General features: G+C 70.2%; 11 protein-coding genes. 7 read left to right on the plus strand and 4 right to left on the minus strand.

What is annotated here, in order from left to right; translation table 11 throughout:
• Positions 1-217: 217 nt before the first annotated feature.
• From FS769_RS05335 to FS769_RS05350, 4 genes are all read right to left on the minus strand, one after another.
• On the minus strand, positions 218-1,672 hold the full coding sequence (locus tag FS769_RS05335) for a glycoside hydrolase family 1 protein (RefSeq protein WP_144830342.1): 1,455 nt from the start codon (positions 1,670-1,672) through the stop codon (positions 218-220).
• Positions 1,673-1,701: 29 nt separating this feature from the next.
• Complete coding sequence (locus tag FS769_RS05340; protein WP_144830345.1) at positions 1,702-2,607, minus strand: carbohydrate ABC transporter permease; 906 nt, start codon at positions 2,605-2,607, stop codon at positions 1,702-1,704.
• Entirely contained in the window at positions 2,604-3,689 is a 1,086-nt protein-coding gene (locus FS769_RS05345) for a carbohydrate ABC transporter permease (protein WP_260979699.1), read from the minus strand. The genes FS769_RS05340 and FS769_RS05345 overlap by 4 nt, the downstream gene beginning before the upstream one ends.
• Before the next feature lie 76 nt (positions 3,690-3,765).
• Positions 3,766-5,037 carry an ABC transporter substrate-binding protein gene (locus FS769_RS05350; protein ID WP_144830351.1) on the minus strand — a complete coding sequence of 424 codons (1,272 nt, stop codon included), beginning with the start codon at positions 5,035-5,037 and terminating at the stop codon, positions 3,766-3,768.
• 242 nt (positions 5,038-5,279) lie between these two features.
• Between FS769_RS05350 and purS the strand changes: the two genes are divergently transcribed.
• The 7 genes from purS to FS769_RS05385 all read left to right on the plus strand — a co-directional run bounded on the left by purS (position 5,280) and on the right by FS769_RS05385 (position 11,485).
• On the plus strand, positions 5,280-5,528 hold the full coding sequence (purS, locus tag FS769_RS05355) for a phosphoribosylformylglycinamidine synthase subunit PurS (RefSeq protein WP_144830354.1): 249 nt from the start codon (positions 5,280-5,282) through the stop codon (positions 5,526-5,528).
• On the plus strand, positions 5,525-6,232 hold the full coding sequence (gene purQ, locus FS769_RS05360; protein ID WP_144830357.1) for a phosphoribosylformylglycinamidine synthase subunit PurQ: 708 nt from the start codon (positions 5,525-5,527) through the stop codon (positions 6,230-6,232). Before purS ends, purQ begins: the two co-directional genes overlap by 4 nt.
• A 77-nt stretch (positions 6,233-6,309) precedes the next feature.
• Entirely contained in the window at positions 6,310-7,740 is a 1,431-nt protein-coding gene (locus FS769_RS17045) for a LuxR family transcriptional regulator (RefSeq protein WP_144830360.1), read from the plus strand.
• 34 nt (positions 7,741-7,774) lie between these two features.
• A complete protein-coding gene (locus tag FS769_RS16965; RefSeq protein WP_222123898.1) occupies positions 7,775-8,482 on the plus strand; it encodes a GntR family transcriptional regulator in 708 nt (235 codons plus the stop codon).
• A 107-nt stretch (positions 8,483-8,589) separates the two neighbouring features.
• Complete coding sequence (locus tag FS769_RS05375; RefSeq protein ID WP_144830363.1) at positions 8,590-9,084, plus strand: ureidoglycolate lyase; 495 nt, start codon at positions 8,590-8,592, stop codon at positions 9,082-9,084.
• On the plus strand, positions 9,081-10,559 hold the full coding sequence (locus tag FS769_RS05380; RefSeq protein ID WP_144830366.1) for an FAD-dependent oxidoreductase: 1,479 nt from the start codon (positions 9,081-9,083) through the stop codon (positions 10,557-10,559). Before FS769_RS05375 ends, FS769_RS05380 begins: the two co-directional genes overlap by 4 nt.
• Entirely contained in the window at positions 10,556-11,485 is a 930-nt protein-coding gene (locus FS769_RS05385; RefSeq protein WP_144830369.1) for a 2-hydroxyacid dehydrogenase, read from the plus strand. Before FS769_RS05380 ends, FS769_RS05385 begins: the two co-directional genes overlap by 4 nt.
• Positions 11,486-11,539: the final 54 nt, after the last annotated feature.

An 11,539-nucleotide genomic window follows, 5' to 3' on the forward strand; every position in this document is an offset into this window, starting at 1 on the left:
ACGGGTGCCGGTGGTGACCGGCCCCGCGATAGTGCGAGCGTACTGCGGGCGAGAGCGCTGCGCGCAGCGACACCCGGGTACGGGAACAGGCCAAACTTACACCGTATGTCTCTGGCCCATGACCACGCGCGAGGCCGGATCACGACGCTGCATCAGCTGGCACCGACAACGAAGGCCCGGCTCCCTGGGTGGGTGGCCGGGCCTTCGCTCATCCGACTCAGCGGACGACGGCCGTCTCCAGCGCGCGCTGCGCGATGACCCGCGCGTAGGCGCGGCCCGAGTCCTTGATCGTGCGCTCCTGCGTGGCGTAGTCGACGTAGACGATGCCGAAGCGCTTGGCGTAGCCCCAGGCCCACTCGAAGTTGTCCATGAGCGACCAGTAGAAGTAGCCGCGCACGTCGACGCCCTTGTCCACGGCATCCAGCACCGCTCCCAGGTGCGCCTCGACGAACTCGACGCGCTCGGCGTCGTGCACGCGGGTCTCGCCCGCCTCGGTGACCGGCTCGTCGTCGTACGAGGCACCGTTCTCGGTGACGTACAGCGCCACACCGGCTTCGGCCGCGTACTCGTCGCTCACGCGCTCGAGCAGGCGGGTGAGCCCCTCGGGCTGCACCTCCCAGCCCATGTTGGTTCGCGAGAGGCCGCGGTCGTGCCAGTACAGGTTCTCGCTCGCGGGGAACGGCTTGCCGATCGGGCGCGGGGTGGGGGCGTCGCCGGCGGGCGGGTCCACCTCGGGGGGCGTGCCGCCCACGAACTCGCCGTGGTAGTAGTTCACGCCGAGCGAGTCGATGGGCGTCGAGATGACGTCGAGGTCGCCGGGCTGCACGGCCTCCTGCCAGCGCGCGACGGCCTCGGCGTCGGTGTCTCGGAAGTCCTTGATGATGTCGGCCGGGTAGGTGCCGCGGAACACCGGGTCGAGGAACCACCGATTGAACTGCCCGTCGATGCGCCGCGCGGCGTCGAGGTCGGCGGGATCGGCCGGGTCGACGGCATCCGCCACCGTGAGGTTCAGCGTGATCCCCAGGTTCAGCGAGGCGTCGCGCGCACGCAGCTCCCGCACGGTCTGACCGTGCCCGAGCAGCAGGTGGTGCGCGGCGAGCATGCCCTCGGCCTGCGAGTAGTGGCCCGGAGCGTGCGCACCGGCGGTGTAGCTGAGGAACGAGGAGCACCACGGCTCGTTGAGCGTCGTCCACACGTCGACGCGGTCGCCCAGGGCGTCGTGCATGTCGAGCGCGTACTCGGTGAAGCGGTCGGCCGTCTCGCGCACGGTCCAGCCGCCGCGATCCTGCAGCGCCTGCGGCAGGTCCCAGTGGTAGAGGGTCAGCCAGGGCAGGATGCCGGCGCCCAGCAGCTCGTCGACGAGACGCTTGTAGAAGTCGACGCCCTTCGGGTTGAGCGCTCCGCCGTCGGGGCGCACGCGCGACCACGACGTCGAGAAGCGGTAGGTCTGCAGGCCGAGCTGCTTCATCAGCTGCACGTCGCCGGCATAGCGGTGGTAGTGGTCGCACGCGACATCGCCGTTGTCGGCGTTGATCACGGCATCCGGAACACGGCTGAAGGCGTCCCAGATCGACGCGGTGCGGCCGTCTTCGAACGCCGCCCCCTCGATCTGGTAGGCCGCCGTGGCGGCACCGAAGAGAAAGCCCTGGGGGAAGGCTCGGGCGTCGGACATGGTTCGGGTTCCTTCCGTGGGCGCAAGGGTCATCCCTTGACCGCCCCTTGCATGATGCCACTGACCAGCTGCTTGCCCGCGAACACGAACAAGACCAGCAGCGGAATCGTCGACAGCAGCACGCCCGCGAGGACCTTCGAGTAGTCGACGAAGTAGTTGGACTGCAGCAGCGACAGGGCCACCGGCAGCGTCGGGTTCTGGCGGTCGAGAACGATGAACGGCCAGAAGAAGTTGTTCCACGCGCTGACGAACGTGAACAGTCCGAGCATCGCGGCCGCGGGGCGCGCCGCCGGCACACCCACGGTGAGGAACGTGCGGAACGAGGTCGCGCCGTCGACGCGAGCGGCCTCGATGAGCTCGTCGGGCACCGCCTGACGCAGGTACTGCGTCATCCAGAACACCCCGAACGCGCTCGTGAGCGCGGGGATGATGATGGCGCCCAGCTGTCCGGTCCACCCGAGCTCGCTGAACAGGATGTACAGCGGCACCACGCCCAGCTGCATCGGAACCGCCATCGTGCCGACGACGAACAGCAGCAGCCAGGGACCGCCGCGGAACTTGAGCTTCGCGAACGCCCAGCCCGCGAGGGTCGAGAAGAAGACGACGGATGCCGCGATGAGGGCGGAACTGATGATGGAGTTCACGAGCGCCGGCCAGAAGTTGACGGCCGGGTCGCCCATGACCGCCGCGGCGTTGGCGAAGAAGTTGCCGCCCGGGATCCACGACATGTTCGGGTCGCGGACCGTGGAGGCGTCGCCCGATCCGATCAGCAGCGACCAGTAGAACGGGAAGATGCTGGCCAACAGGACCGCAGCGAGGCTCGCGTAGACGATCCAGCCGGGGCGGGAGCCGCGCACCGGTCGCGGGCGGCGACGCCCACGTGCGGGCAGGTCGCGGTCGATCACGGGCACGGGGGCCGGGGTGACGGCGGTCATCGACGCGCCTCCTTTCGAGGGGTGGAACGGCGATCGGCGTCGGCCTCGAGACGCTGCTTCGCAGCGCGCGCCTGAGCCCGGCGCTCGCGGCGGGAGCGCTGGTCGCGACCGCCTTCGTCGCGCACGAGCGAACGGGTCACGAACATGTTGATCGCGCCGATGGCCAAGATGATGATGAAGAGGATCCAGGCGAGGGCGGCCGCGCGGCCGAAGTTCCACTCGCCCCATCCGATGTTGTAGAGCCACAACGTCACGGTGAGCCACTGGTTGTCGGCGCCGCCCGTGCCGTACTGGTCGTACATGCGGGGCTCGTCGAAGATCTGCAGACCGCCGATGGTGGAGGTGATGATCACGAAGATGAGCGTCGGCTTGAGGCTCGGCAGGGTGATCGAGAAGAACTGACGCGCCTTGCCTGCGCCGTCGACCGTGGCCGCCTCGTAGAACTCGCGCGGGATCGCCTGCATCGCCGCGAGGAGGATCAGGGTGTTGTAGCCGGTCCAGCGGAAGTTGACCATCGTGGCGATCGCGACGTGACTGGCGAGGGCGTCGGAGTGCCACGGGACGGCGGGAAGACCGAGGTTCTGCAGCGTGGTGTTCACGACGCCGTACTGGTCGCCGAACATGTTGCTGAAGATGAGGGCCACCGCGACCGGAGCCATGACGTACGGGATGAGCACGCTCATGCGCCAGAACGTCTTCGCGCGGATGTTCTGGTCGAGCATCGCCGCGATGAAGATCGCGAGGATGAGCTGCGGGACGCTGGAGAGCAGGAAGATGCTGAAGGTGTTGCGCAGCGCGACCCAGAACTTGGGCTGCGAGAGCACCCACGTGTACTGGTCGAAGCCGATGAAGTGGCCCGAGTTGCGGACGAGATCCCAGTCCATGAACGAGATCACGGCCGTGTAGGCGATGGGGAAGAGGCCCGTGATCGCGAACAGGATGAAGAACGGCGAGATGTAGAGGTACGGCGAGAACTTCAGGTCCCACGCACTGCGCCGCTGGCCGAAGCCGATGCGTCGCGGCTGCCGTGCGCCGGCGGGCGCCGAGGCCGACCGGGTGGGCCGTTCGAGTGTGCTTGTCACGATGGTGTCTCCTCCTCGAGACGAGGGACGGATGCCGAGGGCCGCTGCTGCAGCCCCCGGCATCCGCCCGCGTCGGTCACTTCAGGGCGTCGACCTCGGTCACCCACTGCTGCCACGAGGTCGCGGCATCCTGAGTGCCGTCTTCGACTCGCGTCAGCGCCTTCTGCATGGCGTCGTTGATCTGGAAGTAGAACTTGCCCTTGTACGGCGACACCTTCACGGCCTCGGCGCGATCGGTGAGGATCTGGCCGACCGGCGCGTCGTTGAAGTAGGCGTTCTTGTTGCTCAGCAGCGTCTCGTTCTTGAGCGCCTCGGTCTGGCTCGGGAAGGTGCCCGCGTTCTCGAACGCCTTGATCTGGGTGTCGGGGCTCGTCAGCCAGTCGGCGAGCTCCTGCGCGGCCGCGACGTTCTTGCCGTTCGCGGGAACGGTCAGGTACGAGCCGCCCCAGTTGCCGCCGCCGCCGGGGAAGACGTTGGCGATGTCCCAGCCCTTGACCTCGGGGGCGTTGCCCTCGATGACACCGAGCATCCAGCCCGGGCAGAGCATGGTGGCGAAGGCGCCATTGGAGAGCCCGGCCATCCAGTCGTCGGACCACTGGCCCAGGTGCGCGGACTGCGTGGCGCTCGCCTTGAGCACCTCGTCGTAGATCTTCTTGACCTCGGGGTTCGTGGTGGCGGTGATCTCGCCGTTCGCGGGGTTCTCGTAGGCGTCCTCGACCTGGTTGATGGCGCCCTGGTAGGTGCCGCCGGCGGAGTCGAAGAAGGCCTTGCCGGTGGCGGCGACGTACTTGTCTCCCGCGGCGAAGTAGGTCGACCAGTCGCCCTGCAGCATCTTCGCGACCTCTTCACGGTCGGTCGGCAGGCCCGCGGCGGCGAACAGGTCGGAGCGGTAGCAGACGCCCTCGGGGCCGATGTCGGTTCCGTACCCGATGAGCTTGCCGTCGGTGCTGGTCGCGGCCTTGACCTTGTAGTCGAGCCAGCGGCTCTTCAGGTCGTCGGGCACGGGGGCGAGCAGGTCGGCGTACTCCATGACCTCGGGCAGCCAGTCGACCTCGATCGCCTCGATGTCGGCGAGGCCGGTCTTGCCGAGCTTCTGGAAGTAGTTGGCACGGGCGTCGTTGCTGGTCGCCGCCTTGTTGTGCACGATCTTCACGTTCGGATGCGCGTCCGTGTACTCCTTCAGGAGCGCGTCGGTGTATCCGAAGTCGTTGAAGGTGGCGACGGTGAGGGTCACCTGTCCGTCGCCGCCCGAGGCGGCGCCTCCGCCGGAGCAGCCGGCGAGGACGAGGGCGGAGGTGGAGGCGACGGCGGCGACGAGGGCCACACGACGCAGGGCGCGGTTTTTCACAGATCACTCCTTTGTGGTGGGTGCGGACCGGTGCTGTGGGATGCTCCCGCACAATGTTTGGGAGCGCTCTCACCGATCGAGACTCGACGCTATGGGATCGCTCCCATGAGGTCAAGCGAAAGCATCCGGATCGTTATCGGAATTCACCCACGGGGCTGGAGAGCCTCCGCGCAGTGCGACGGGGACGACCGGGGCCTCCCGTAGACTGGGCGTCACAACGCCACCCGACATCTGGAGCTGAAGTGCCCACCATCGTCGTCGACGTCATGCCCAAGGCCGAGCTTCTCGACCCCCAGGGAAAGGCCGTGGCCGGCGCCCTGTCGCGGCTCGGCGAGACCCGCTTCTCCGACGTGCGCATCGGCAAGCGCTTCGAGCTCACCGTCGAGGGCGAGGTCGACGAGGCCACTCTGGCGCGTGCGCGCGAGCTCGCCGACGAGATGCTGTCGAACGCGGTCATCGAAGACGTCGTGAACATCGAGGTCGTGCAATGACGGCCCGCATCGGGGTCATCACCTTCCCCGGGTCGCTCGACGACCGCGACGCCCAGCGGGCCATCCGCCTCGCCGGCGGCGAGCCCGTCGCGCTGTGGCACGGCGAGCACGACCTCCGGGGCGTCGATGCCCTCGTGCTGCCGGGCGGCTTCAGCTACGGCGACTACCTGCGCGCCGGCGCCATCGCCGCCTTCGCGCCGATCATGGCCGAGGTCAAAGACGCCGCCGCCAAGGGCATGCCCGTGCTCGGTATCTGCAACGGCTTCCAGATGCTCGTCGAGGCCCACCTGCTGCCCGGCGGTCTCATCCGCAACGCGCATCAGCAGTTCATCCGCCGCGACCAGCGCCTGCGCGTCGAGAACGCGTCGACCGCGTGGACGAGCGACTTCACCGAGGGCGACGAGATCGTCATCCCGCTGAAGAACGCCGACGGCGGATACATCGCGGATGCCGAGACCCTGGCCCGCGTCAACGGTGAAGGCCAGGTCGCCTTCCGCTACCTGGGCGTCAACCCCAACGGCTCTCTCGACGACATCGCCGGCCTCACCAACGAACGCGGCAACGTCGTCGGCCTCATGCCTCACCCCGAGCACGCGGTCGAACCGGGCTTCGGCCCCGGCACCTCCGCGGCGATGCGCTCGGGCGTCGACGGACTCGGCTTCTTCACCTCGGCGATCGCGGCCGTGGTGAACGCCTCCGTCTGACCCGCTCACCCCCGCCGACGACGTAATCTCGAAGGGTTCGGGGGAGAACAAGCGGCCCCACGCGCGACGGGGGCGGGATGAGCGAGAACGACGGCGGCGGTACCGCGGCCGTCCGCGCCGCTGCCGTCCATGTGTCACCGCGCCTGGCCCCCGGCAACGGCGTCCCCCTGCTGAGGCACCTCGCGCTGCTGGCCGAGGTCGACCTGGGCCCCGCTCCGCGGGCGTGGACGGAGCCGCAGGCGCGACTGCTCTCGGCGGCCCTGGTCGCGCGCGCCCGCACCGACGCCCTCGGCGAGGGGATCGCGCTCATCGAGCGCTACTTCGACGACGCACGGCTCACCCGGCCCGCGTCACTCCCGGCCTCGGCGCGCGCCGAACTGCTCACGAGCGCCGCCGAGTATCTGAACGCCATCGGCCGCCCCCAGGTGGCGGCCCGCTACGCCGCCGAGGCGCTGCTGTTCGCCGACTCGCCGGGCGACAGGTACCGCGCCCTCGCCACCCACGCCGAGGCCCTGGCGATCAATGGCGAGTTCGGTGAGGCGGGCGGGATCGTCGCCGAAGCACGCGGGCTGTTCCACGGCGAGGGGTGGGATGCGAGCGAGATCTCGCACGGCCTGCTGTTCGCGGAGTCGCTGATCGGGGTGGCACACGCAGACGCAGCTCCCCTGCTCTCGAGCGCCGACGAGCTCGAGCGGGCGCGACCCGACGACCCCTACTGGCGGTTCTCCGCCGGCGTCATGCGGGTGGTCGGCCGGTGGTTGCAGGGCGACATCGCGATCGCCCTGGCGAAGGCACGGCAGTTACTGCACGGCTCGGGCCGCACCCGCAGCTACCGGCTCATGCGTGAACGACTCGTGAGCATGACGAGCGGTCTGCTGACCGTGCAGGGCGAGTACGGCGAGGCCCTCGCGATGATCGCGGATCGGGTCAGTCACCCCGGCCACGCCATCTGCTTCGAATCGCAACGCGCCACCGTGCTGCTGCAGCTCGGGCGCGACCAGGAGCTCATCGACTCCACCGACGCCTGCGTCGCGATGGACGACCACTGCCTCTCCCCGTTGTCGGCGCTGTTGAGCCGGCGCGCGGTCGCCCTGCTGCGCCTGGGCCAGGAGAAGCGGGCCGCTGCGAGCATGGCATCCGCCCTCACCCTCATCGAACGCACCGGCGGCTCGAAGATCTCGTTCCTGCTCATCCTCAGCGGCGAGGCCGAGCGCCTCCTCGACCTCGTCGAGGCGGAACGACCGGCCCTGCGGGTGATGGTCGACTCCGCCCGCGCGGCCCTCCCCCTGCCCACGGCGCCCTCGCAGAAGGAGCGACGCATCGACCTCACCGCCGCCGAGCGCGAGCTCGCCCGGATGCTGCTCTCCGACCTCTCGCTGACGCAGATCTCGCAGCGACGAGGGGTCTCGGTCAACACGGTGAAGTCGCAGGTGCGGTCGATCTACGGCAAGCTCGGCGTCTCGAGCCGGGCCGACGCGTTGGTCGCCCTGCGGTCGCCGTCGCCGTGACCTCGCTCTCGCGCCGATCGGAGAAGATGGGCGTGTGCGCGCACCCGATCAAGATCCCGTCATCGACCGCATCCTGGCGCTCTGGAACACCGATGACCACACGCTGCCGTCGGAGCCGCGCCTGGCGGAGCTGACCGGCGCGAGCCGCGCCTCGGTGCGCGAGGCGCTGATCCGCCTCGAGGAGCGCGGCTACGTCCACCGCACGCAGGGCACCCGCACCACCGCCAACCGGCGCCTGCCCGAGGTGGGACGCCGCATCGACGAGCAGTTCGACCACTCCCTGTCGATCCGCGCGGCGGGGTACGAGCCGCGGTTGCAGGTGGTGTCGGCGGAGCGCCGCACGCTGGCATCCGCCCCCTCCCGCTTCGACGACCTGCCCGACGGGACCGAGGTGCTGCGCACGGTGAAGATGTGGAGCGTCGACGATCGGCCCTACGCCCTCGCCGAAGACCTCATCCCGGTCACCCGAGAGGCGGACCTCGACCCGCACCTGCCGGTGTTCGACCTGGCCGAGGCCGGCAACAGCGTGCAGGTGGCGTGGGAGACGATGTGGGTGGATGCCGTGGCCCTCGACGCCGAGCGCGCCGAGGCCCTGCAGACCCGGCCGGGCCTGCCGGTCATCGAGATGACCTATTGCGGCTACGGCGCGGACGACCGCGTGGGGTACTGGTCGCGCGAGGTGCAGCTGCCCGCCCCCGCGGGGTTGCGCAACGCCCTGATCCGCCGCGTGCACCGGGGCTGAGCGTTTCACGGGTGTAACCGCTCGGTGAACTTGTCCGACAAGCGGTCCCGCAACTTGTCGGACAAGCGTAGTCTCGCAGCATCCACCCGATGCGAAGCGAGGACCCCATGACCGACACCCTCACCACCCACCACCTGTCGGCGGAGCCGCTCACCGCCTCGGCCTTCGAGCCGTACGGCGTGCTGCTGACCCCCATGGAGGACGGCACCCCGTTCACCGCCGAAGAGGCCGTGCTCGACGTCTCGAACGGGATTCCCCGCTTCTACCTCATGCACCTCGACGACAAAGCGCCCGAGTTCGTGCGCGTGACGCGCCACCTCGAGACCACGCAGACGCTCATGGCCGTCGGCGACGTCGAGTGGACCATCGCCGTCGCGGCCCCCGGCATCGAGGAGCCGACGCTCGACGACCTGCGCGCGTTCCGCATCCCGCCGCGCACCGCCATCACGATGCGCAAGGGCACCTGGCACGCGGGCCCCTTCTTCGCCGAGCCGAGCATGGACTTCGTCAACCTCGAGCTCGACGACACCAACGTCAGCGACCACCACAACCACCGCCTCGACGACGCCTACGGTGTGCGCGTCGTGATCGTCGGGGAGTGAGCGTGCTGAGCCCCCTGCCCGACGCCGCGGCGCGCCTCGCCGCCCTCGAACGCGAGGCCGCGCACCAGAGCGCCCTCAGCGCCGGAGACGGACGTTCGTGGGTCGGCGAGCGCGACGGGGTGCACCCCGTGGTGATCGTGGGCGCGGGCCAAGCGGGTCTCGTGCTCGCGCGCGGCCTGCGCCGCCGCGGGATCGACGACGTCGTGGTGATCGACGCCGCCCCCGCAGACGCGACAGGCCCCTGGACCACCTATGCCCGTATGCACACCCTGCGCACGCCGAAGGACATCGCGTGGCCCACGTGGGGCACCCCGGCCGTGAGCCCGCGGGCGTGGTTCGAGGCCGTGTACGGGGTCGAGGCGTGGGAGGCCCTCGAGTACTTCCCCACCACCGCGTGGCACGGATTTCTGCAGTGGTACCGCGAGGTGTCGTCGGTTCTGACGGTGGGCTCGACGCGGGTCACCGCGCTGCGCACGGCCGGCGCCGACGACCCGTTGCAGCTCGATCTCACCGGGCCCGACGGCGACTGGACCCTCACCGCTCGACACGTGGTGCTCGCCACGGGCATCGAGGGCGCCGGCGGCCGCCACCTTCCGCCGCTGCTGCGATCGCTCCCCGCCGACCGCGTTTTCCACACGCACGATGACATCGACTTCGACGCCCTCGCGGGCCTGCGCATCGGCGTCCTGGGGGCGGGGACGGGCGCGTTCGACAACGCCGCGACCGCGCTCGAGCACGGCGCGGCCAGCGTCGAGGTGCACATGCGCCGCCCCGCGATGCCCCAGGTGAGCCCCTACCGGTGGATGGAGTTCGCCGGCCTCATCGAGAACTACGGCTCGTTCACCGACGCGCAGAAGTGGGCGTTCAACGTGCACCTCTCGGCCGTCGACCAGCCCGCCACGCAGAACGCCCTCTGGCGTGCCCATGCGTTCGACTCCTTCCGCTTCGTCACCTCGTCGCCGTGGCAGCACGTCGAGTGGACCGGCAGCGACATCGCGGTGACCACGCCGCACGGCATCCGGAACTACGACGTCGTGTTCGCCGCCACCGGGATCGCCGCCGACCTCGCCCAGCGCCCCGAGCTGGTGGAAGTGGCCCCGGATGCCGCGTTGTGGAGCGACCGCCTCACGCCCGAGGCCGCGGCGCAGAACCCCGGCCTGGCGGCGTTCCCCTACCTCGACGACGACTTCGGCCTCGTCAGCCGCACGTCACCCGAGCGGTCGGCGCTGTCGCGGATCCACATGTTCAACCACGGCGCGCGCATCAGCCAGGGCATGTTGAGCCACCAGATCCCGGGACTCGTGGGTGGGGCGACGAAGCTCGCCGCCGCGCTCTCGCGGCGCCTGTTCGAGCACCGAGCCGATGCCCTGCTCGCCGAGTACCTCGCCTACGACGTGCCGGTGGGAGTGCACATCGGCCGCCAGGCGCAAGCACCGCAGCCCGCCGCGACTTCGGAGGTAGCGTCGCTGTCGTGACCCCCTCGACTGCCCTCCTCGTCTCCGTGCCCACCGACCGCCTCCGCCACGACCTGGGCGCGCTCCCCGACGGCGTCGAGGTCGTCGTGTGGGACATGACCGGGCCCGCCCCGCACGACCGCTTCGACATCGTGGTGCCGCCCTACATGGGCATGGACGCCGTGATCGAGCGCCTGTCCGAGATCGAGGTCGGCCTCGTGCAGGGCCAGTCGATCGGGTACGACAACGTCGAGGGGCGCCTGCCCGAGGGCATCCGGTTCGCCAACGCCTCGAGCGTGCACGAGACCGCGACCGCCGAGCTCGCCGTCGCGCTGACGCTCGCCGCGCAGCGGCGGATCCCCGAGTTCGTGCGCGCGCAGGATCGCAGCGACTGGCTCGGCGGCGGGGCGACCGGCCTCGCCGACCAGCGCGTGACCCTGCTGGGCTTCGGCGGCGTGGGGCGTGCGATCGCGGCGCGGCTGAAGCCGTTCGAGGTGTCTCTCCGCGCCGTCGCCTCGCACGGCCGCCTGCAGGACGAGGTCGAGGTCTTCCCCCTCGGCAAGGTGTACGAGGTGCTCGCCGAGACCGACGTGCTCATCGCCTCGCTCCCCGGCGGAGACGCGACCCGGCACGTCATCGACGACGAAGCCCTGTCGGCGCTGCCCGACGGGGCGCTGGTCGTCAACGTCGGCCGCGGTCCGCTCGTCGACACCGATGCCCTGGTCGACCACGTGCGCCGTGGCCGCATCCGCGCGGCGCTCGACGTCACCGACCCCGAGCCGCTGCCCGCCGACCACCCGCTGTGGAGCCTCGACGGCGTGCTCATCGCCCCGCACGTGGGAGGGGCGACGGATGCCATGCACCCCCGCATGGCGCGCTTGGTGCGCCGCCAGATCGATCACCTGCTGCGCGGCGAGGAGCCCGAGAACGTGGTGCTCGGCGGCTGAGCCGCGCCGCCTCCGGTTGAGTGTCCAGGACGCGCCGTTCCACCCGACCGCACG

Source organism: Microbacterium sp. BH-3-3-3 (assembly GCF_007679045.1).
GTDB lineage: Bacteria > Actinomycetota > Actinomycetes > Actinomycetales > Microbacteriaceae > Microbacterium > Microbacterium algihabitans.

What these genes read in the sequence shown, in the direction of transcription:
- purQ (WP_144830357.1), top strand. Translation starts at nt 5,525, where the DNA reads ATGACGGCCCGCATCGGGGTCATCACCTTCCCCGGGTCGCTCGACGAC.
- FS769_RS17045 (WP_144830360.1), top strand. Translation starts at nt 6,310, where the DNA reads ATGAGCGAGAACGACGGCGGCGGTACCGCGGCCGTCCGCGCCGCTGCC.
- FS769_RS05340 (WP_144830345.1), bottom strand. Translation starts at nt 2,607, where the DNA reads ATGACCGCCGTCACCCCGGCCCCCGTGCCCGTGATCGACCGCGACCTG.
- FS769_RS05375 (WP_144830363.1), top strand. Translation starts at nt 8,590, where the DNA reads ATGACCGACACCCTCACCACCCACCACCTGTCGGCGGAGCCGCTCACC.
- FS769_RS05335 (WP_144830342.1), bottom strand. Translation starts at nt 1,672, where the DNA reads ATGTCCGACGCCCGAGCCTTCCCCCAGGGCTTTCTCTTCGGTGCCGCC.